At 75.2% G+C, this 21,824-nt stretch carries 14 protein-coding genes and 1 pseudogene; 8 read left to right on the forward strand and 7 right to left on the reverse strand.

The genetic code is table 11. The features are described 5' to 3' along the window. Positions 1-128 precede the first annotated feature (128 nt). The 4 genes from ettA (at position 129) to GSF02_RS02105 (ending at position 6,286) form a co-directional block, all read left to right on the forward strand. The gene (gene ettA, locus GSF02_RS02090) at positions 129-1,811 is read left to right on the forward strand and encodes an energy-dependent translational throttle protein EttA (RefSeq protein ID WP_159792259.1); all 1,683 of its coding nucleotides are present in this window, start codon (positions 129-131) and stop codon (positions 1,809-1,811) included. A gap of 140 nt (positions 1,812-1,951) precedes the next feature. Then, positions 1,952-4,072 (forward strand): dynamin family protein, encoded by a 2,121-nt coding sequence (locus tag GSF02_RS02095; RefSeq protein ID WP_159792261.1) that lies wholly within the window; start codon positions 1,952-1,954, stop codon positions 4,070-4,072. Next, on the forward strand, positions 4,069-5,775 hold the full coding sequence (locus GSF02_RS02100) for a GTPase (RefSeq protein WP_159792263.1): 1,707 nt from the start codon (positions 4,069-4,071) through the stop codon (positions 5,773-5,775). Before GSF02_RS02095 ends, GSF02_RS02100 begins: the two co-directional genes overlap by 4 nt. 13 nt (positions 5,776-5,788) lie before the next feature. Next, on the forward strand, positions 5,789-6,286 hold the full coding sequence (locus tag GSF02_RS02105) for an acyl-CoA thioesterase (protein ID WP_159792265.1): 498 nt from the start codon (positions 5,789-5,791) through the stop codon (positions 6,284-6,286). Here the strand turns inward: GSF02_RS02105 and GSF02_RS02110 are convergent. The 4 genes from GSF02_RS02110 to GSF02_RS02125 form a co-directional block, all read right to left on the reverse strand. Continuing rightward, complete coding sequence (locus GSF02_RS02110) at positions 6,222-7,799, reverse strand: SDR family oxidoreductase (RefSeq protein ID WP_159792267.1); 1,578 nt, start codon at positions 7,797-7,799, stop codon at positions 6,222-6,224. The two genes, GSF02_RS02105 and GSF02_RS02110, sit on opposite strands and share 65 nt — an antisense overlap. A 50-nt stretch (positions 7,800-7,849) precedes the next feature. Then, on the reverse strand, positions 7,850-8,839 hold the full coding sequence (locus GSF02_RS02115) for a DNA topoisomerase IB (RefSeq protein ID WP_159792269.1): 990 nt from the start codon (positions 8,837-8,839) through the stop codon (positions 7,850-7,852). A 103-nt stretch (positions 8,840-8,942) separates the two neighbouring features. Next, positions 8,943-9,806, reverse strand: coding sequence for an acyl-CoA thioesterase (locus GSF02_RS02120; RefSeq protein ID WP_235915318.1), 864 nt, complete (start codon positions 9,804-9,806; stop codon positions 8,943-8,945). Between the two features lie 124 nt (positions 9,807-9,930). Continuing rightward, on the reverse strand, positions 9,931-10,314 hold the full coding sequence (locus GSF02_RS02125) for a globin (RefSeq protein ID WP_159792271.1): 384 nt from the start codon (positions 10,312-10,314) through the stop codon (positions 9,931-9,933). A gap of 150 nt (positions 10,315-10,464) precedes the next feature. On the opposite strand from GSF02_RS02125, the pseudogene GSF02_RS02130 reads away from it, so the two are divergent. Continuing rightward, a pseudogene (locus GSF02_RS02130) lies at positions 10,465-10,704 on the forward strand (glucose PTS transporter subunit EIIB); the annotation flags it as partial. Between the two features lie 96 nt (positions 10,705-10,800). Here GSF02_RS02130 and GSF02_RS02135 read toward each other — a convergent pair. After that, positions 10,801-11,841 (reverse strand): mechanosensitive ion channel family protein, encoded by a 1,041-nt coding sequence (locus GSF02_RS02135; protein ID WP_235915311.1) that lies wholly within the window; start codon positions 11,839-11,841, stop codon positions 10,801-10,803. A 168-nt stretch (positions 11,842-12,009) separates the two neighbouring features. Between GSF02_RS02135 and malQ the strand changes: the two genes are divergently transcribed. Beyond that, positions 12,010-14,169, forward strand: a complete 2,160-nt coding sequence (gene malQ, locus GSF02_RS02140) for a 4-alpha-glucanotransferase (protein WP_159792275.1) — start codon at positions 12,010-12,012, stop codon at positions 14,167-14,169. Between the two features lie 237 nt (positions 14,170-14,406). After that, positions 14,407-15,375 (forward strand): type IV toxin-antitoxin system AbiEi family antitoxin domain-containing protein, encoded by a 969-nt coding sequence (locus tag GSF02_RS02145; protein WP_159792277.1) that lies wholly within the window; start codon positions 14,407-14,409, stop codon positions 15,373-15,375. A 164-nt stretch (positions 15,376-15,539) separates the two neighbouring features. Here the strand turns inward: GSF02_RS02145 and pepN are convergent, their stop codons facing one another. Beyond that, a complete protein-coding gene (gene pepN, locus GSF02_RS02150) occupies positions 15,540-18,119 on the reverse strand; it encodes an aminopeptidase N (protein WP_159792279.1) in 2,580 nt (859 codons plus the stop codon). A 321-nt stretch (positions 18,120-18,440) separates the two neighbouring features. Between pepN and GSF02_RS02155 the strand changes: the two genes are divergently transcribed. After that, a complete protein-coding gene (locus GSF02_RS02155; protein WP_159792281.1) occupies positions 18,441-19,640 on the forward strand; it encodes a hypothetical protein in 1,200 nt (399 codons plus the stop codon). 95 nt (positions 19,641-19,735) lie between these two features. Here the strand turns inward: GSF02_RS02155 and GSF02_RS02160 are convergent, their stop codons facing one another. After that, on the reverse strand, positions 19,736-21,742 hold the full coding sequence (locus tag GSF02_RS02160; protein WP_159792283.1) for a M13 family metallopeptidase: 2,007 nt from the start codon (positions 21,740-21,742) through the stop codon (positions 19,736-19,738). Positions 21,743-21,824 lie beyond the last annotated feature (82 nt).

Here is a 21,824-nt window from a genome sequence, read left to right on the forward strand (position 1 = left end):
TCGCGTAGGCTGGGGGGTCGGCCGCCCGTGCCGGCCTCCCAGCATCCGTCCCGCGCCCCGCCGCACGACCTTCCCGGTCCGGCGGGCGGGCGGGAAGCCCGTGCGATCGAAACGGTGGAAACGAGCCAGTGGCTGAGTTCATCTACACCATGTACAAGGCGCGCAAGGCGCACGGCGACAAGGTCATCCTCGACGACGTGTCGCTGAACTTCCTGCCCGGCGCGAAGATCGGCGTCGTCGGCCCCAACGGCGCCGGCAAGTCGACCATCCTCAAGATCATGGCCGGCCTCGACCAGCCCTCCAACGGCGAGGCCCGCCTCTCGCCGGGTTACACGGTCGGCATCCTGCAGCAGGAGCCGCCGCTGAACGAGGACAAGACGGTCCTCGGCAACGTCGAGGAGGCCGTCGCCGGGATCAAGGGCAAGATCGACCGCTTCAACGAGATCTCCGCCCTCATGGCCGAGCCCGACGCCGACTTCGACGCGCTGCTGGCCGAGATGGGCCAGCTGCAGGAGGAGATCGACGCGGCCGACGCCTGGGACCTCGACTCCCAGCTCGAGCAGGCGATGGACGCCCTGCGCTGCCCGCCGCCGGACGCCGACGTCAAGGTGCTCTCCGGCGGTGAGCGCCGCCGCGTGGCGCTGTGCAAGCTGCTCCTGGAGAAGCCCGACCTGCTGCTGCTCGACGAGCCCACCAACCACCTGGACGCCGAGTCGGTGCTGTGGCTCGAGCAGCACCTGGCGACCTACCCCGGCGCCGTCCTCGCCGTGACCCACGACCGCTACTTCCTCGACCACGTCGCGGAGTGGATCTGCGAGGTCGACCGCGGCCGCCTGTACCCCTACGAGGGCAACTACTCGACCTACCTGGAGAAGAAGCAGGAGCGCCTGCAGGTCCAGGGCAAGAAGGACGCCAAGCTCGCCAAGCGCCTCAAGGACGAGCTCGAGTGGGTGCGCTCCAACGCCAAGGGCCGCCAGGCCAAGAGCAAGGCGCGCCTGGCCCGCTACGAGGAGATGGCTGCCGAGGCGGAGCGCACGCGCAAGCTCGACTTCGAGGAGATCCAGATCCCCGCGGGCCCGCGCCTGGGCAACGTGGTCCTCGAGGCGGAGAAGCTGGAGAAGGGCTTCGGCGACCGCAAGCTCATCGACGGGCTGAGCTTCACGCTGCCGCGCAACGGCATCGTCGGCGTCATCGGCCCGAACGGCGTGGGCAAGACGACGCTGTTCAAGACGATCGTCGGGCTGGAGCCGCTCGACGGCGGCTCGCTCAAGGTCGGCGAGACGGTCTCGATCTCCTACGTCGACCAGTCGCGAGGCGGCATCGACCCGAAGAAGACGCTGTGGGAGGTCGTCTCCGACGGCCTGGACTTCATCAAGGTCGGCAACACCGAGATCCCCTCGCGCGCCTACGTCGCGTCCTTCGGGTTCAAGGGCCCGGACCAGCAGAAGCCCGCCGGCGTGCTGTCCGGCGGCGAGCGCAACCGCCTCAACCTCGCCCTGACCCTCAAGCAGGGCGGCAACCTGCTGCTGCTCGACGAGCCCACCAACGACCTGGACGTCGAGACCCTCGGCTCGCTGGAGAACGCCCTGCTGGAGTTCCCCGGCTGCGCCGTGGTCGTCTCCCACGACCGGTGGTTCCTCGACCGCGTGGCCACGCACATCCTGGCCTACGAGGGCACCGAGGAGAACCCGGCGAGCTGGTACTGGTTCGAGGGCAACTTCGCCGCGTACGAGGAGAACAAGGTGCAGCGCCTGGGCGTCGAGGCCGCGCGCCCGCACCGCGTGACCTACCGCAAGCTCACGCGCGACTGACCCTCGCACGCGCACCACGGGGCGCCGTCCCCTCTGCAGGGGGCGGCGCCTCGTCGCGCACGGACCGCCCGGCGCGCAGAGGTGCGCCGCCCCCGGCGCGCTGACCTGCACGTGCGCGCGGGTGTGGGCAGACTGGCCCCATGACGGCGCCCGACGACCCGCAGCAGCCCGCCTCGGGGCGGCCGCCGGAGGAGGCACCGCCGGCACCGTCGGGAGGGCCCGCGGAGGACGCCGCCCGGCATGCGGCGTCGCCGTCCGGCGACCGCACCGCCGACCTCGTCGACGCCCTCGACGCGCTGCGCGCGCGGCTGGCCGCGCTGCGCCTGCCGCTGGAGACGCCCGGCGCCGCGGCGGCCCGCACCGACCGGGCTCGCGCGGTCGACCAGCTCGACGACTACCTGCTGCCGCGGCTGCGGGCGGCCCGGGCGCCGCTGCTGGTCGTGGTCGGCGGCTCGACCGGCGCGGGCAAGTCCACGCTGGTCAACTCGGTGCTCGGCGAGCACGTCTCGGCCCCTGGCGTGCTGCGGCCCACCACCCGTGCCCCCGTGCTGGTGCACCACCCGCTCGACGCGCGCTGGTTCACCACCGACCGCGTGCTGCCGGGCCTCGCGCGCGTCTCGGGTGGGGCCAGGGCGGGCGCGACCGACCCGGCCCCGCCCGCCGACGCGGGCAGCCCGGCGGCGGACGCCGCCGGCGCCCGGGTGCCGCCGTCGCGCTCGCTGCGGCTCGTGGCCTCCGACGCGCTGCCGCAGGGGCTGGCGCTCCTCGACGCGCCGGACATCGACTCGGTCGAGACGGCCAACCGGGAGCTCGCCGCCCAGCTCCTGGGCGCCGCCGACCTGTGGCTGTTCGTCACCACGGCGGCCCGGTACGCCGACGCCGTCCCGTGGGGGCTGCTGCAGCAGGCCGCCGCGCGGCACGCCCAGGTGGCGCTCGTGCTCGACCGCGTCGACCCCGGCGCGGAGGCCGTCGCCGAGGACCTGCGCCGCATGACCCGCGAGCACGGGCTCGGCGACGCGCCGCTCTTCGTGGTGCCGGAGGCCGCCGGCGGGGGCGAGCCGGGCGGGCTGACCGACGGCCTGCTGCCCGAGGCCGCCGTCGCGGAGGTCAGCACGTGGCTGTCCGGCCTCGGTGGTGACCCGGAGGCCCGGGCGCGCGTCATCGCCGCGACCCGCGACGGCGTCGTCGACGACCTCGTGCGTCGCGCCGTGCACCTCGCGGACGCCGCGGACGCGCAGGAGGCCGCCGACGCCCGGCTGCGCGAGGCGGTGGAGCGCCACCACGCCGACGCCGTGCGCCAGGTCGAGGCCGCCACGAGCGACGGCGCGCTCATGCGCGGCGAGGTGCTGGCCCGCTGGCAGGACTTCGTGGGCACCAGCGAGTTCTTCCGCGCCGTCGAGAAGGGCGTCGGCCGCGTGCGCGACGCCGTCGTCGGCTTCTTCCGCGGCCGGCCCGGTGCGGCGCCGCAGGTCGAGCAGGCGCTCGCCCACGGCCTGGAGTCGGTGGTGCTGGACGCCGCCGAGCAGGCGGCCGAGCGGACCTACGAGGCGTGGCGCGGCGACAGCGCGGGCGCGGCGCTGCTCGACGGGCTGGAGCTCAGCCGCGCGTCCGGGCAGCTGCGCGCCGAGGTCGCCGAGCAGGTGCGCGCCTGGCAGGGCGACGTGCTGGGGCTGGTGCGCGAGCAGGGCGCGGCCCGCCGGGGGACCGCCCGGGCGCTGTCCCTGGGGGTCAACGCCCTCGGCGTGAGCCTCATGGTGCTCGTGTTCGCCTCGACCGCCGGGCTGACGGGCGCCGAGGTGGGCATCGCCGGCGGCACCGCCATCGTCGCCCAGAAGCTGCTCGAGGCCGTGTTCGGCGACGAGGCGGTGCGCAAGCTCGCCGTCCAGGCCAAGCAGCGCCTCTCCGCGCGGGTGCGCAGCGTGATGGCTGGCCAGGAGGCGCGGTACACCGCGCAGCTCGACGCGCTCGGCACCGAGGACGCCGGCGGTGCCGGCCTGCGCGACGCCGCCCGCCGCGTCGAGGCCGCCGCCCGCGCCGAGCGCGCCGGCCGCGCCGAGCCGGTGCGGGGCGGCACGCGGCCGTGGACGGGGCGGCTGCTGCGCGGCGCCGGGACGCTGCGCCCGCCGTCGCGCCCGGTACCCGCCGTCCGGCGCCCCGGCGAGGCCGGCACGCCCGAGGAGGGCGGCGAGGGCCGCGACGAGCGGCCCGGGTTCTGGAGCAGGCTCTTCGGCCGCCGGGACGAGCGCGAGGACCGCGCATGAGCCGCATCGACCTGGCGGGGCGCACCAACGCCCTCGAGACGGCCGCGCGCGAGGGTTCCGGGCGGCTCGACCCGGCCCTGCTCGACGAGGCCCGCGCGATGGTGACCCGCGCCCGCGAGCGCGGCGGGCTGAGCGCCGAGCACACCGTGGTCGCCCTCGCCGGCGCCACCGGGTCGGGCAAGTCGAGCCTCTTCAACGCCGTCGCGGGCACGGACCTGGCGCGCACCGGCGTGCGGCGCCCGACGACGGCGCACGCGATGGCCGCGGTGTGGGGCCCGGGTGCCGGGCCGCTGCTCGACTGGCTCGACGTGCCCACCCGGCACGAGATGCCGGCGGGCCCGGTGCCCGACGAGCCGGCCCCCGTCCGCGGGGGCGTCGGCGGGCTGTTCCGGCGCCAGCGCACCCCGGCGGGCATCACCACGGGCCTGGTGCTGCTGGACCTGCCCGACCACGACTCGGTGGTCGTCGAGCACCGGGTCCGCGCGGAACGGCTCGTGGAGCGCGCCGACCTGCTCGTGTGGGTGGTCGACCCGCAGAAGTACGCGGACGCGGCGCTGCACGAGCGGTACCTGCGGCCGCTGGCCGGGCGCGCCGACGTCGTCGTGCTCGCCCTCAACCAGGCCGACCGCCTCGCGCCCGACGACGCGGCGGCGATGGTCGCCGACCTCGAGCGGCTCGTGGCCGAGGACGGGCTGGCCGGCGCGCGCGTGCTGCCCGTGTCCGCGGCGACCGGCCAGGGCGTCGACCAGCTGCGCGGGCTGCTCGCCGAGGCGGCGCAGCGCCGCGAGGCGGCCACCACCCGGCTGGCGCTCGACGAGCGGGCGGTGGCCGAGCGGTTCGTCGCGGCCTGCGGCCAGACGCCGCCGGAGCGGGCGGGGGAGCGCGCGAGGTCCGGGCTGCTGGCAGCGCTCGAGGACGCGGCGGGCGTGCCCACGGTGGTCGACGCCGTGCGCACCTCGGCGCGCCGGGACGCGCACGCGGCGACCGGCTGGCCGGTCACCCGCTGGCTGGGCCGGCTGCGGGCCGACCCGCTGCGCCGGCTCGGGCTGCGCCCCGACGAGGTGCGCGTGCCGACCGACCGCACGGACCTGGCGCGCACGTCCCTGCCGTCGGCGCGGCCCAGCGTGCGGGCGGCCGCCGCGACCGCCGTGCGCACCTACGTGGAGCAGGTGACCGTCGGCGCGCCGGACCCGTGGGTCCTGGCGGCCCGGCGCCGGGCCCAGGAGGGGATCGACCGGCTGCCGGACGCGCTCGACCAGGCGGTCGCGGGCACCCGGCTCGCGGCGGGCCGGCGGCCCGCCTGGTGGCGCGTGGTCGACGTGCTGCAGTGGCTCCTGCTCGCGGCCGCGGTGGCCGGGCTGCTGTGGCTCGGCGCGGCGTTCGCGCTGGCGTACTTCCGCCTGCCGCCGCTGCCGACGCCGGTGCTCACCGTGGGCGGTGCGGCGTGGGGCGGGCAGGGGGCCGGGCTCGACGTGCCGTGGGCGACGGTGCTGGTGGCCGGCGGCGTGGTGGCGGGCGTGCTGCTGGCGGCTGTCTCGCGGCTGTGCGCCGCGGTGGGCGCGCGGCGGCGCGCGGGGCGGGCACGCCGTCGGCTGCGCGAGTCGGTGGGCCGGGTGGCGGACGGGCTGGTGCGCGGCCCGGTGGCCGACGAGCTGGCCGCGCTGGCGCGCTGCCGGGCGGCGGCCCACATCGCGGCGTCGTGAGTAGCCTGCGGGCATGACCCGTCTGCACGTGCCCGTCCACACCCGCTGGTCCGACCTCGACGCCTACCAGCACGTCAACAACGTCGCGATGTTCGGGCTCCTGGAGGACGCCCGCATCACGGCGTTCTGGCGGCACACCGCGGACGAGGTGGGCGAGCCGTGGCCGACGGCGATCCTCGACACCGGCCCGCACGCGACCAGCCACACCCTCGTGGCGGGCCAGCAGATCGAGTACCTGCGACCGCTCGCCTTCACGCGCACCCCCGTGCGCGTCGAGCTGTGGATCGGCCAGATCGGCGGGGCCAGCCTGCAGGTCTGCTACGAGGTGCACGACGGCGACCCGGCCGGGTTCCCGCGCACCGGGCCGGCGTCGGGCGCCCAGCCCTACGTGCGTGCGTCGACCTCGATCGTGGTCGTGGACGCCGCCACGGGCCGGCCCCGGCGGATCACGCCCGAGGAGCGGGCCGCGTGGGCGCAGTTCGTCGAGGACCCGGTGACGTTCCGGCGCTGAGGGCCCGGCGCTCGGCCTCCTGCGCGACGTTGCGCTGCATGCCGCCGAAGACGACGCCGTGGAACGGCTTGACCGCCCACCAGTAGAGCTGGCCGGCCAGGCCGCGCGGGGAGAACAGCGCCCGCTGCACGAACCACGTGCGGCCGGGCGCGGCGGCCTCGCGCGGCCCGGCGTCGTCGTCGGCCGTGACCTCCTCGGCGGCCTCGTCGACGCGCAGCTCGAGCCACGCCAGGCCGGGCAGGCGCATCTCGGCGCGCAGCCGCAGGAGGCGGCCCGGCTCGAGCGCCTCGACGCGCCAGAAGTCGAGCACGTCGTCGACCACGAGCCGGCGCTCGTCGCGGCGCCCGCGCCGCAGGCCTGGGCCGCCCACGAGCCGGTCCACCAGGCCGCGCACCCGCCACGCGAGCGACCAGGAGTACCAGCCGCGCCGTCCGCCGATCTCCTCGATGACCGGCCACAGCACGTCCGACGGCGCGTGCACCACCCGGCGCCGCTCGTCGGTGTAGAACGACCCGCCCGCCCAGTCCGGGTCGCTCGGCAGCGGGTCCGACGGCGCGCCCGGCAGCGCGGCCGACGACCAGCGGGTGGTGACCTCGCCGTCGTGGATGCGCTGCAGCGCCAGGGTGATCGCCCGGTCGAAGCCGGTGAGGCCGCCCGGCGGGTCCGGCACGTACGCGGCGACGTCGTGCTCGCGGCAGACCACCTCGTGCCGCAGCGACTCCACCAGCGGCCGGGCGACGCCCGAGGGGACGGGCGTGACCAGCCCGACCCAGTGGCTGGACAGCCGCGGGGTGAGCACCGGGACGCTGACGATCAACCGCCGCGGCAGGCCGGAGGCGGCGGCGTAGCGCTGCATCATCTGCCGGTAGGTGAGCACGTCCGGCCCGCCGATGTCGAAGCCGCGGGAGACCTCCGGCGGCATCCCGGCCGCGCCGACGAGGTAGTGCAGCACGTCGCGGATCGCGATCGGCTGGATGCGGTTGTCCACCCAGCGCGGCGTGGTCATCGCCGGCAGCCGCTCGGTGAGGTAGCGCATCATCTCGAACGACGCGGAGCCGGACCCGAGGATCACCGCGGCGCGCAGCACCGTCGTCGGCACCCCCGACGCCAGCAGGATCTCGCCGACCTCCTTGCGCGAGGCCAGGTGCGGCGAGAGCTCGTCGTCCGGGACGTCCGGCGTCAGCCCGCCGAGGTAGACGATGCGCCCGACGCCGGCCTCGCGGGCCGCCCGGGCGAAGGCCAGCGCCGTGCGCCGGTCGCGCGCCTCGAACGTCGGGCCGGTGCCCAGGGAGTGGATGAGGTAGTAGGCCACGTCGACGCCCTGCAGCGCGGCGCGGGTCGCCGCGGCGTCGGCGGCGTCGGTCGTGACCGTCTCCACGTCGCCCGCCCAGTCGCGCCCCGCGAGCCGCTCCGGGTGGCGGGCCAGGGCCCGCACCTCGTGGCCCGCCGCCAGCAGCTCGGGCACGAGCCGCCCGCCGACGTAGCCGGTGACCCCGGTGACCGCTGTCCGCATCGTCGTCTCCTCGTCGTGCGCGCTGCGCCGCGCGCGTGGGTCGGCCGGGCCTAGCCGAGCAGGTCGAGCACCGCCTCCTCGGCCCGCTGCTGCGACTGCGTCGCGCCGATCGTCTCGCCGCGCTCCCACAGGTCGAACAGCCGCGGGTCGATGTACGACGCCCGCGCCACGGCCGGGGTGTTGCCCAGCTCCTCGGACACGTCCTTGACGATGCCGCTCACGACGCGCCGCCGCGCCCGCTGCGACGCCGGCGGGGCGCCCGCGTCGGCCAGGGCCCGCGCGGCGAGCACCGTGGCGTGCCAGGTGCGGAAGTCCTTGGGCGTCGCGTCGTCCCCGAGGCGCTCCTTGACGTACTGCTGCACGTCGTTGCTGGTGACGTCGTGCCAGACGGCGCGGCCGCCCGGCCCCGTGGTGCGCCACGCCAGCAGGTCGTCCCCGCCGCGGCGGCGGCGCAGCGTGGCGACGAGCTCGGCCACCACCGGGTCGTCGACGATCACGTCGCGCACCTGGCCGGACTTGGCGGGGTAGCGGAAGTGCACCGACCCGTCGCGGCGCACCCGGGCGTGCTCCTTGCGGATCGTCGCCAGGCCGTAGCTGTTGTTGCGCTTGGCGTAGATCTCGCCCCCGGCGCGGAAGTAGGCGAGGTCCAGCAGCCGGAAGGCGAGGGCGAGCACCTTGTCGCGGGGCATGCCGGGCAGGGCCAGGTCGTCGCTCACGAGCTTGCGCGCGTCCGGCAGCCGCCGGCCGATGTCGAGCACGTGGTCGTGCTTGCGGCGCTTGCGCCGCTCGGTCCACGCCTCGTGGTACAGGTACTGCCCGCGCCCGGCGTCGTCGTAGCCGAAGGCCTGGATGTGCCCGTTGGGGAACTGGCAGATCCACACGTCCTTCCAGGCCGGCGGCACCGCCAGCTTGCGGCAGCGGGCCACGGCGTCGTCGTCCGCCAGCGGCGTGCCGTCGACGTCGAGGAAGACCCAGCCCTTGCCCGCACGCCGACGCCCGAACCCGGGGGAGGAGACGGACACACGACGCAGGCGGGGCACGCCCGTCAGTGTGGCCGCGGCGGGCGGGACCCGCAGCGCGAACGGCCCCGGGCGGGGCCGGGGGCCGCCGCCGTGCCGCCGCCGTGCCGCCGTCGTGCCGCCGTCAGGCGGGCAGCCGGACCATGCCCTCCTGGGCGATGGACGCGACCAGCTCCCCGTCGCGGGTGTACACCCGCGCGAGGCCGAGCCCGCGCCCGCCCTGGGCGCTCGGCGCCTCCTGGACGAACAGCAGCCAGTCGTCCACGCGGGCGTCGCGGTGCCACCACATGGCGTGGTCGAGGCTGGCCATCGGGACCTTGCCGCCGACGTCGAGCCACGACGTGCCCGCCGCGCGCAGGACCGGCTCGAGCATCACCTGGTCGCAGGCGAACGCGAGCAGGGCCCGGTGCAGCAGCCGGTCGTCGGAGTCCAGGGGGCGCCGGGCGCGCACCCACACCATCTGCGTGCTCGCGGCGGCGGGGTCCGCGCCGAGGTACAGCGACCGGCCCGCGTGCGCCAGCTCGAACGCCGAGTCGTGCACCCAGAACCGCGCGGCCGGGTGGTTGACGCTGCCCAGCAGCTCGAACGCGCTGGGCACCTCCTCCGGCGCGGGCACGCCCTGCGGCATGGGCGCGGCGTGGTCGAAGCCGGGCTGGTCGACCTGGAAGGAGGCGGTGAGCGACAGGATCGGCGTGCCACCCTGCAGCGCGTGGGCGCGCCGGGCGGAGAACGAGCGGCCGTCGCGCAGCCGCTCGACGGCGAAGTCGATCGGCACGTCGAGCGCGCCCTCGCGCAGGAAGTACGCGTGGATGGAGTGCGGCAGGCGGTCGGCGTCCACGGTGCGGCCCGCGGCGATGAGCGCCTGCGCCAGCACCTGCCCGCCGTACACGCGGTTGGCCAGGCCGGGCACCGACCGCCCGCGCCACAGGTCCTCCTCGCCGTGCGGGCCCCAGCCCTCGACCTCCCGCAGGTCCAGGACCGCGAGCAGGCGCTCCAGCGCGTCGGGCGCGGCGTCGGCGTCCGGCCCGACGGCGGCCTCCGGCCTGGCGGCGGCGGAGGCCGAGGTGTCCGTGGTGGGGGCGTCGGCGGACGTGCTCAGGTCGCTCACTGGCTCACTCCTCGAAGGTGTTGACCATGGAGAACGCGGCGCGCTCCAGGTAGTCCCACAGCTGCGCCTCGTGCAGGGGCGGCAGGCCGAGCGTGTCGACGGCGGCGCGCATGTGCCGCAGCCAGCGGTCCCGCGCGTCGGGGTTGACCTTGAACGGCATGTGGCGCATCCGCAGGCGCGGGTGGCCGCGCTGCTCGGAGTACGTCGTCGGGCCGCCCCAGTACTGCTCGAGGAACAAGGTGAGGCGCTCCTTGGCCGGCCCCAGGTCCTCCTCGGGGTACATGGCGCGGAGCACGTCGTCGGCGGCGACGCCGTCGTAGAACGCGTCGACCAGCCGGACGAACGTCTCGTGCCCGCCGACCTCGTCGTAGAAGGTGCTGGGTCTCACCCGCTCATCGTGCCAGAGAGGCGCGCCGCCTCCGCACGCGCCGGGGGCGGGACGCGGACCGGGCGCGAGGGCTAGTCTGGACGGACCTGCAACGAGGCAGCGGACTGACGACCAGTGTGAACTTCGCGACGAGGCGAAGGGACGGGAGAGGCGCAGATGAGCAAGGCGGACCAGATCCTCGCGGCGCTCGGCGGCACGACCAACGTCGTCGAGCTCGAACCGTGCATCACCAGGCTCCGGGTGGAGGTGACCGATCCCAAGCTGGTGGACGAGCCGCGGCTCAAGCAGTCGGGGGCGTTCGGCGTCGTCCGCTCGGGCCGCGTCATCCAGGTCATCGTCGGCCCCGAGGCGGACGACCTGGCCGCCCAGCTCGACGTGCTGCGCACCTGAGCGACGAGGAGCCGGGGACGGGTCGGCCGGCGCGACGACGAGGTCGCGCCGGCCGACGTGTCTGCGCCCGTCCGCGCCCTGCCGGGCCCGGAGGCGTCAGTTGCGCGACGCGGCGGCCGAGGCGTCCGCGTCGTCGACGTCGTCGCGCAGCAGCCGGGCCCGCCGCAGCTCGTCCTGCGCGGCGCCGAGCAGCGCCCGGGAGACGTCCCACTGCATGGCGGGGCGCACCTGGGCGTGCAGCGTGAAGGTCATCGTGATGTCGTTCCACGCGTCCACGCCGCGCACCGACGGCGCCTCGAGCAGGTGCGGGGCCAGCTCGTCGTCCGCCTGCACGCGGTCCGCCGCGCGCCCGAGCGCCGCGCGCACGGCGTCGACGTCGGCGTCGAGCGGCACGCGGATCTCGGCGACCGCGCGCGACCACTGCTGCGTGAGGTTGCCCGCCCGGAGGATCTCGCCGTTGCGGACGTACCAGAGCGTGCCGTCGAAGCTGCGCACCTGCGTCAGCCGCAGCCCCATCTCCTCGACGGTGCCCACGGCGCCGTTGAGGTCCACCACGTCGCCGACGCCGAACTGGTCCTCGATGAGCAGGAAGATGCCCGAGATGAAGTCCTTCACCAGGCTCTGGGCGCCGAAACCGACGGCGACACCGACCACACCGGCGGAGGCCAGCAGCGGGGCCACGTTCGCGCCGACCGCCGAGAGGATCATCAGGATCATCACCGTGACGATGACGATGTTGGCCGTCGAGCGCAGCACCGACCCGACGGTGCGGGCACGCTGCGCGCGGCGCTCGCGCGCCATCGGGCTGGCCAGCGTCAGGGCGTCCTCGATGATCGCCGGGCGGCGCAGCCACCGGCGGCCCTCGCCCGCCTGGTCGGCGGAGGTCACCCGGGTCGCGCCGGACGCGATCCGCTCGGTGACGTGCTTGATGGTGCGGCGCACCAGGGCGAGCACGAGCACGCCGACCGCCAGGATGATCGCGACCTGCAGCGGCCACCCGGTCAGCCACTCCCACGAGTCGGAGGCGACCTGCTTGCCCGTGTCGACGACCTGGTCCAGCCCGTCGTCGCTCGGCGACGGGGACGGCGCGGCAGCGAGGAGGCGGGCGGTCAGGGTGCTCGGTCCGAGGTCGATCACGCCGGACACCGTAGCGGCGACGTGTGGAGGTCGCGTGAGGTGGACGGGGACGGCTGCGGGGAGCCCGACGTGCGCTGCGCCACGCCCGGGAAGCCGCAGCGGGTGGAACCGGCGCCGTTCCGGGCCGGTGACCTGCTACGAGACCCGTCAGGTGGCAGGATCGTCCTCGTGACCCAGGAGACGACGCTGCCCGACGAGGTACCCGCTGAGCTGGTCGAGCTCGCCCGCGTCCACGGGGTGCGCACCGAGTACGAGGGCTTCGACGGCACGACCAAGCACGTGAGCGGCCCGACGCTCGTCGCGGTGCTCGAGGCGCTGGACGTCCCGGCGTCGACGCCCCAGCAGGTCTCGCTCAGCCTGGCGCGCGAGCGCGACGAGGAGTGGCGGCACGTGGTGCCGCCCAGCGTCGTCGTGCGCGAGGGCGACGAGGTGACCGTGCCGGTGCACGTCACGGACGGCTCCGACGTCACCGTGTGGATCGAGATCGACGGCGCCGAGCCGGGCGCACCGGCGCGCGCCCGCCGCGAGCGGCGGGACCTGACGCAGGTCGACGTGTTCGTCGAGCCGCGCACCGTGGACGGCCGGCTGGTCGGGCGGGCCACCTTCGCCCTGCCCACCGACCTGCCGCTCGGCTGGCACTCGCTGCACGCCGCCACCGACGGCACGGAGGCCCGCGGGGCGCTCGTCGTCACCCCGGCGCGGCTGGACCCGCCGCAGCTGCGCGAGGGCCAGCTGTGGGGCCTGCTCGTGCAGCTGTACTCCGTGCGCTCGCGCACGTCGTGGGGCATGGGCGACCTGGCCGACCTTGCGGACATCGCCTGGCTCGCGGCCCACCAGGGCGGCGCCGACTTCGTCGCCGTCAACCCGCTGCACGCGGCCGAGCCCGTCACGCCCGTGACGCCGTCGCCGTACCTGCCGACCAGCCGACGCTTCCTCAACCCCGCGTACGTGCGGGTCGAGGACATCCCCGAGACGGCGTACCTGTCCGCCGCCGACCGCTCGCTCGTGGAGTGGGCGGCCGACCCGGTGCGCGACCTCGACACCGACCCGGGCCCGATCGACCGCGACGCCGTCTGGGACGCGAAGAAGGCAGCCCTCGAGGTCGTGTTCACGGCGCCGCGGCGCGCCGCCCGCCAGGCGGCGTACGAGGCGTTCGTGGCCGAGCAGGGCAGGGGGCTGCGCGACTTCGCCACCTGGTGCGCGATCGTCGAGAACCTCGCCGGCCGGCCGTGGCCCGCCGACCTCGACGGGCCGGACGCCCCGGGCGTCGCCGCGCTGCGCGAGGAGCTCGCGGAGCGCGTCGAGTTCTGGACCTGGCTGCAGTGGGTCTGCGACGAGCAGAAGCACATCGCGCAGCGCACCGCGCGCGAGGCCGGCATGCGGATCGGGATCATGCACGACCTCGCCGTCGGCGTGCACCCGGCCGGTGCCGACGCCTGGGCCAACGCCGCCTACCTGGCGCGCGGCGTCTCCGTCGGCGCCCCGCCGGACATGTACAACCAGCAGGGGCAGGACTGGTCGCAGCCGCCGTGGAACCCGCGCGCGCTGGCCCGCGCCGGGTACGCGCCGTACCGCGACATGCTGCGCACCGTGCTGCGGCACACCGGCGCCCTGCGCGTCGACCACATCCTCGGGCTGTTCCGCCTGTGGTGGATCCCGCGCGGCTCGGGCCCGGCGCACGGCGCCTACGTGACCTACGACCACGACGCGCTCGTGGGCATCCTGTGCCTCGAGGCGCAGCGCGCCGGGGCGATCCTCATCGGCGAGGACCTCGGCACCTTCGAGCCGTGGGTGCGCGAGTACCTCGCCGACCGCGGCGTGCTGGGCACGTCGGTGCTGTGGTTCGAGCAGACCGACGGCGCCCCCACGCCGCCCGAGGACTACCGGCACCTGACGATGGCGACCGTCGGGACGCACGACATGCCGCCCACGGCCGGGTACCTGGCCGGGGAGCACGTGGACCTGCGCGAGCGGCTCGGGCTGCTCGACGAGCCGGTGCCGGTGGTGCGGCGCAAGGCCCGCGCCGAGCGCGACATGTTCGTGCAGGCGCTGGCCGAGCGCGGGCTGGTGGGCGAGGACCCGTCCGAGCGCGAGATCGTCGAGGCGATGCACCGCTACCTGCGCCGGACGCCGGCCGCGCTCGTGGGCGTGCAGCTGGTCGATGCGGTGGGGGAGCGCCGCTCGCAGAACCAGCCCGGCACCGACACCGAGTACCCGAACTGGAAGGTGCCGCTGGGCGACGCCAACGGCAACCCGATCCTGCTGGAGGACCTCTTCGGCCTGCAGCGGCTGCGCAGCCTGCTGGCGGTGATGGACGACCCGCGCTGACTGCTCTGCTGACGCGCTGACCGGGCGCCTCCCGCCCCCTCCGCCGAGATAGAGACCCCTCCCGCCGAGATAGAGAGGTCTCCCGGCGAGATAGAGAGGCCGGGCGCGACGGACCCGTCCGTTGCGCCCGGCCTCTTTGGCGCGGACCGTGCGCACAGACCGCGTGGCGCGGCGGCGGTCCACATCCACGGGCCGCCGCGCCGTCCGCGCGGAGCCCCGCGGGCATCGTGTCGCCGCATGACGATCCGTGCGTGGCCCGAGCCCCTGGCGCCTCCGTCGCTGCCGGCGCTCCTCACGGCGACGACCAACAGCGCGCTCGACCAGCTGGCCACGGCCGACGACTCCCTCCACCGGCTGAGGCCAGGGCTGTACACGACGTCCGACCCGGATGCCGCGCCAGCCGCCGCGCGGCGAGACCTGGTGCTCGCGCGCGTCGCCGCGACCTACCGGACCCTCGAGAGCGACTACTGGTTCAGCCATCAGACTGCGGCGCTGCTCCATGGGCTGTGGACCTATCGGCTCCAGGACCGGGTCCACGTGACGCAGCTCTACCCGCCGCAGGTGCGCCGGGCCGACGACTCCTACGAGCACCGGTTCCGCGTCACGAGGCACTGGACGCGCCTGCCTCGGCGGGACCGCACGATCGTGGCCGGGATCCCCGTGACGACCCTCGAGCGCACCGCGGTGGACTGCGCGCGCTCTCTGTCGCCGGCGGCGGCGCTGGTCGCCATGGACTGCGCCCTCCGGCACGGGGCGGACCTGCGGCTTATCGGCCAGATCCTCGAGGAGTCGCGCGGGAAGCGTGGTGTCGTGCAGGCGAGGCGGATCGTTGCCCTCGCGGCCCCGGGCTCCGAGTCGCCCGGAGAGACCCTGGCCCGGTTCCTGCTCCTCGAGGCCGGACTGCCTCGGCCGCAGACGCAGGTCCGTGTCCGGACGGCGCTCGGTGATCGCTGGATCGACATCGGATGGCAGGAGGCGCGGGTGGGCGTCGAGTTCGACGGGGACGTCAAGTACGCCGACCTCGCGCAGGGCGACCCTGAGGGTGTGCGCCGTCGGCAGCGCGAGCGGCAGGCCGCGATCGAGGACGAGGGGTGGCGGATCGAGCGTGCCGGGTGGAGCGACGTCGACGAGCCGAGCGGGTACGTGCTGAGCGTGCGCCGAGCGCTGCACGGCCGCTGGGGGCGCCTCACGGCTGGACCGGGCTAGATCGACCGGTCCAGCGGTGCCGCCGAGCGCGAGAGCAGCAAGCGACGAGATGGAGAAGGGCTCCGAGGACGACGTCCTCGAAGCCCTTCTCCATCTGGCGGTCGGAGGTCTCTATCTCGCGGTGGGAGCTCTCTATCTCGCGAGAAGGGTTCTCTATCTCGGCGTCAGGCGGGGTGGGACGCCGCGTCGACCTCCTGGGCGCGCAGCGCCCGCTCGGTGTCGGCCAGCGACTCGATCACCATCCGGCGCAGGGCCGGCGCGGCGTCCGCGTGCGCCTCGAGCCAGCCGGCGACGGCGTCACGCAGCTCGGCCGACGCGACCGGCGCCGGGTAGAGGCCCTCGATGAGCTCCTCCGACATCTGGTACGTGCGCGACTCCCAGATCGGCAGCAGCGCGTCGACGTACCGCTGCACGAGCGGCGCGAGCACGGCCGGGTCGACGGCGCGGCGGAAGCCGGCCGCGGTGGCGCGGATGATCGCGTTCGGCGCCGAGTCGTCGTCGACGATCGAGGCGAACGCCGCCTCCTTGCCGGCGGTGGTCGGCTTGCTGGCCCGTACGCGCGCGGCGGCCTGGCGGCCCGACGCGGTGTCGTCGTCCTCGAGCTGGGCGTCGATCTCGGCGTCGTCGGCCAGGCCGACGGCGACGAGGCCCTGCAGCAGGTCCCAGCGCAGGTCGGTGTCGACCTGCAGGCCCTCGAGCGGCGAGGAGCCGTCGAGCAGGCCGCGCAGCGCGGTGCCGTGCTCCTGCGTGGCGGCCACCGTGGCGAACGCGCGCACCAGCTGCAGCTGCAGGTCGGAGCCGGGTCGCGCCTCGCGGACCAGGTCCCACAGGCCGTCGGCGACGCGCTCGGTCTGCGCCGCGCGGCGCGCCGGGTCGGCGTAGACGCCCGCCGCGGTGGCGAGCTGGCCCAGCACCATCGTCACCGTGGTCGACTCGGTCTCGGCCAGCACGTTGTTCAGCACCAGGTCGACGAACGACGACGCGGGGGTCTCGCCGTCGCGCACCGCGTCCCACGCCGAGCCCCAGATGACGCCGCGCGCCAGGGAGTCGGCGATCTTCGACAGGTTGGCCACCGCGAACGCCAGCGAGTCGGCGTCGAGACGCACCTTGGCGTAGGCCAGGTCCGCGTCGTTGAGCAGCACCAGGCCCGGGCGCTTGCGGCCCACCAGCTCGGCGATCTCCGTGCGCTCGCCGTCGACGTCGACCACGACCTGGTGCGTGCGCACCACGGCGCCCGAGGCGTCGGTGTCGTAGAAGCCGATGCCGAGACGGTGCGGGCGGATGGTCGGGTGGTCGGCGGGGGCCGACTGGAGCACGGCGAAGCCGGTGATGGTGCCGTCGGCGTCGACGGTGATCTCGGGGCGCAGCGTGTTGACGCCGGCGGTCTCGAGCCACGCGGCGCTCCAGGCCTCGAGGTCGCGGCCGCTGGTGGCCTCGAGCTCGACGAGCAGGTCCCGCAGCTCGGTGTTCGACCACTCGTGCTTGCGGAAGTAGGCGGCCAGGCCCTTCATGAACTCCTCGCGGCCGACCCAGGCCACGAGCTGCTTGAGCACCGAGGCGCCCTTGGCGTAAGTGATGCCGTCGAAGTTGACGAACACGTCCTCGAGGTCGTTGATCGGCGCGACGATCGGGTGCGTCGAGGGCAGCTGGTCCTGGCGGTAGGCCCAGGTCTTCTCGGAGGCGGTGAACGTGGTCCACGCGCCCTCCCACTCGGTGGCCTCGGCGGTGGCGAGCGTGGAGGCGAACTCGGCGAACGACTCGTTCAGCCACAGGTCGTTCCACCACTTCATGGTCACGAGGTCGCCGAACCACATGTGGGCCAGCTCGTGCAGGATCGTGACGACGCGGCGCTCCTTGCGCCCGTCCGGCACCTGGCCGCGGAACACGTAGGCCTCGGTGAACGTGACCGCGCCCGGGTTCTCCATCGCGCCCATGTTGTACTCGGGCACGAAGAGCTGGTCGTACTTGTCGAACGGGTACGGGTACTCGAACGTCTTCTCGTAGAACTCGAACCCGCGGCGGGTGGTCTCGAAGACGTAGTCCGCGTCCATGTACTGCGACAGGGACCTGCGGCAGAACACGCCCAGCGGGATGGTGCGGCCGTCGGCGGAGGTCAGCTCGTCGCGCACGACGGCGTAGGGGCCCGCGACGAGCGCCACGAGGTAGGTGGAGATCCGCGGGGTGGGGCCGAAGGTCCAGGTCGCTGCCTCCTCGTCGCCCTCGACGGCGGTGGCCGGCGTCGGCTCCGGCGTCGGCTGGTTCGAGACGACCTCCCACCGCGCCGGCGCGGTGACGGTCAGCTGGAACGGCGACTTGAGGTCGGGCTGCTCGAACGTGGCGAACACGCGGCGGGCGTCAGGCACCTCGAACTGCGTGTACAGGTACACCTCGCCGTCGACCGGGTCGACGAAGCGGTGCAGGCCCTCGCCGGTGTTCGTGTAGGCGCAGTCGGCGACGACGGTGACCTCGTTCTGCGCGGCGAGGCCGTCGAGGCGGATGCGCGAGTCGGCGAACACCTCGGCGGGGTCGAGCTCGCGGCCGTTGAGCGACACCGAGCGCACCGCCGGGGCGACCAGGTCGAGGAACGTGCTGCCACCCTCGACGGCGGTGAACCGGATGGTGGTCGTGGACGCGAACGTGGTGGGACCGGTGGTCAGGTCGAGGGCGATGGCGTAGGACTCGACGTCGGTGACGACGCTCCCGCGCTCGATCGCCTCGGCACGGGTCAGGTTCTCTCCGGGCACAGATTCTCCTCGGTGTGTGCGCCGCGGGTCGTGCCCGCGGGGCGGCGTTCGGTGGGTCCCCTGCGACCCGTCGTCGATCCTCTCACCTCGGGCAACCCCATTCGCATCGGGCCGTTGCCGGGGCCACCACGGCCGCCGCAGGAGGCCGCACCGCGACCCGGCGCGACTCGCCGCCGCGGGGCGCTCCGGCCCGCCCGCGGGTGCCCGCGCTGGTTCGACGCGCGTCACCGAACCGTGACATCCTGCCCGCTGCGCTGCCGCGCCCCGGCGCGCGACCGCGCCCGTCCGGCCCATCACCGGACCGTCCCGGAGGGAGATCGCATGTCCGGCCCGCACACCCCGGGCTCCGTCCCGCCGCCCCCGCCGCCGCCCGACCCGGCGGCCGCGGACGGCGGTCCCGTGCCCGCCGCCCCCGGCGCCGTGCCGCCCGTGCGCCGCACGGTCCCGCGCGTGCCGCGCGGTGAGCGCCGTCCGCCGTCGTTCGCTCCCGGCGCCCCGTCACCGGCCGAGCAGACCGTGCGGCTGACCGACGAGGTGCCCCTGCAGCAGGTGGCGGCGCCCGACGCCGGCCCGCCCACCGCGGCGATGCCGCCGGTGGACCTGCCCGGCGCCCCGACGGCCCCCGCCCAGACCGTGCCGCCGCCGCCCGGTCCGCCGGCCGCGGCACCACCGCCGCAGTCCGCCGCGCCGCAGGCCGCCGCGCCGCAGGGCTACGCCACGCAGCAGTACGCGCCGCCGTACGCCACGCAGCACGCCCAGCCGCCGTACGCCCAGCAGCCGTACGCGCCGACGCCGCAGGTCGCGCCCGCCGCGTACGGCGCCCAGCCGGGACCCGCGCCGCAGGGCTACGCGCCGCAGCCCGCGCCCGGTCACCAGCCGCAGGCCGGCTACGCCCAGCACCCGGGCTACGCGGCGTCCCCGGCGTCCCCGGCGACCCCGGCGCCTCCGGCCGCCGCGGCGGCGGGCGCGGCGCCGACCCCGGGCGAGCGGCCGCGTCGGCGCCTGTCGGCCGGGTGGATCGCGTTCATCCTGCTCGACGTCGTGCTCATCGTCGCGGCGGTCGTCTTCGCGGTGAACCTCTTCTCCGGTCCGGCGCCGCGGACGTCGGCGGCGGGCGACGCGGCGGCGACCGCGCCGTCGGCCACCGCCTCGGCGACCCCGGCCGCGGTGCTCGCGGAGTTCGCCTCCCCGAGCGGGAACATCTCCTGCACGATCACCGAGGACGCCGTCACGTGCGGCATCGCCACGCTGAACCAGCAGCCCGCGCCCGTCGAGGGCTGCGACGGCACCACCGGCTACGTCGTGCGCGTCACGGCGGCCGACGGCAAGGTCGAGCTGCCGTGCGTCGCCGCGCAGGACCAGCCGCAGGCGGCGTCCGGGGACCTCGACCGGCTCGACTACGGCGAGTCCGTCTCGGAGGGCCAGTTCACCTGCACGTCGGAGAAGACCGGCATGCAGTGCAAGGACGACGAGTCCGGCCGCGGCTTCACGGTCGCCAAGGCGGGCATCGGCACGTTCTGAGCCCGGCCGCGCCGGAGGCGTGCCGGACGCGCGACGAAGGCCCCGCCCGCGAGCATCGCGGGCGGGGCCTTCGTCGTCGGGCCGGCGTCAGCGGGTCACCAGATCCGCACCCGCTCCTCCTCGGGCAGGTACAGCGCGTCGCCCTCGCGCACGTCGAACGCCGCGTAGAACTCGTCGACGTTGCTGACCACGCCGTTGCAGCGGAACTCGTTGGGGGAGTGCGGGTCGACGGCCAGGCGGCGCAGGGCCTCCTCGTCGCGGGCCTTGGACTGCCAGACCTGCGCCCAGCCGAGCAGCACGCGCTGCACGCCCGTGAGCCCGTCGATCACCGGGGCGTCGTCGAGCGAGCCGCCCAGGGCGAGGCGGTAGGCCTTGAGCGCGATCGACAGGCCGCCGAGGTCGCCGATGTTCTCGCCGATCGTCAGGCCGCCGTTGACGTGCGGGGCGTCCTCGGGCAGCTGGGCCGGGCGGAACGCGTCGTACTGCGCGATCAGGGCCTTGGTGCGCTTCTCGAACTCGGCACGGTCCTCGGCCGTCCACCAGTCCTCGAGGCGGCCGTCGCCGTCGTACTTGGAGCCCTGGTCGTCGAAGCCGTGGCCGATCTCGTGGCCGATGACGCCGCCGATGCCCCCGAAGTTCACCGCGTCCTCGGCCTCGGGGTCGAAGAACGGCGGCTGCAGGATCGCTGCGGGGAAGACGATCTCGTTCATGCCCGGGTTGTAGTAGGCGTTGACCGTCTGCGGGGTCATGAACCACTCGTCGCGGTCGATCGGCCTGCCGATCTTGCCCAGCTCGCGGTCCTGCTCGAACGCGTGCGCGCGCCGCACGTTGCCCACCAGGTCCTCGGGGTCGACGACGAGCTCGGAGTAGTCGCGCCACTTCACGGGGTAGCCGATCTTCGGCGTGAACTTCTCGAGCTTGGCCAGGGCCTTGGCCTTGGTCTCGTCGGTCATCCAGTCGAGCTGCTGGATCGACTCGCGGTAGGCGTCCACGAGGTGGCCCACGAGCCGGTCCATGTGCTCCTTGTGCGACGGCGGGAAGTGCCGCGCGACGTACTGCTCGCCGACGGCCTCGCCCATCGCGCCCTCGACCAGCGAGACGCCGCGCTTCCAGCGGTCGCGCACCTGCTGCGCGCCGGACAGCACGCGGCCGTAGAAGTCGAAGTTCGCCTCGACCAGCTCGTCGTTCAGGTAGGGCGCGCGGGCGGTGACCAGGTGGTAGGCCGCCCACAGCTTCCAGGTCTCGAGCGGCTCGGAGGCCCACAGCGCGGCGAAGCCCGTGGCGAAGGAAGGCTCGCGGACGACGACGTCGTCCAGCGCGCCGGCGGGCGCGCCGAGCGCGGTGACCCACGCCTCCCAGTCGAAGCCGGGCGCCTGCTCCACCAGCTGCGACAGCGGCATCGGGTTGTAGGTGAGGTCGGCGTCGCGGTCGCGCACCACGTCCCAGTGGTGGCCGGCCAGCGCCGTCTCCAGCGCGACGACGCGGGCGGCGGCGTCGTCGGCGTCGACACCCCACGGCGAGTCCGCCGCGACGCCGGCCAGGCGCAGCATGCGGGCCACGTGCGGCGTGTACTTCTCCCGGATCGGGGCGTACTGCTCCTCGCGGTAGTACGCCTCGTCCGGCAGGCCGATGCCGCCCTGGGCGAGGTAGGTGACGTACCGCTCGGGGTCCTTGGCGTCGTTGTCGACGTAGAGGCCGACGACGCCACCGCCACCCGTGCGCTGCAGCGCGCCGAGCACGCCGACCAGCTCCGCCTGCGTCGTCGCGCCGGCGATCAGCGACAGCTCGGGCTGGATCGGCTCGGTGCCGAGCGCCTCGACGCGCTCGGTGTCCATGAAGCTGGCGTACAGGGCGCCGATCTTGGCCGGCGTCGAGCCGGGCTCGAGGTCGTCCTGCGCGGCGAGGTCGGTGATGATCGCGCGCACCCGCTCCTCGGACAGGTCGTGCAGGGCGCGGAACGAGCCGTCCATCGACCGGTCGGCCGGGATCTCGTGCGACGCGATCCACCGGCCGTTGACGTGGCGGTAGAGGTCGTCCTGCGGGCGCGTGGACGGGTCCAGGGCGTCGAGGTCGATGCCGGACCTCAGGGCTTCGGTCGTCATGCTGGCAGCCTAGAGGCCGGGCCCGACCGTCCGCAGGGGGCCCGCCGCGAGGTTGCTGGACCGCCCGGGCGGGTGGTGGACA

The organism is Puerhibacterium puerhi, assembly GCF_009846865.1.
Classification (GTDB): Bacteria; Actinomycetota; Actinomycetes; order Actinomycetales; family Cellulomonadaceae; genus Puerhibacterium; species Puerhibacterium puerhi.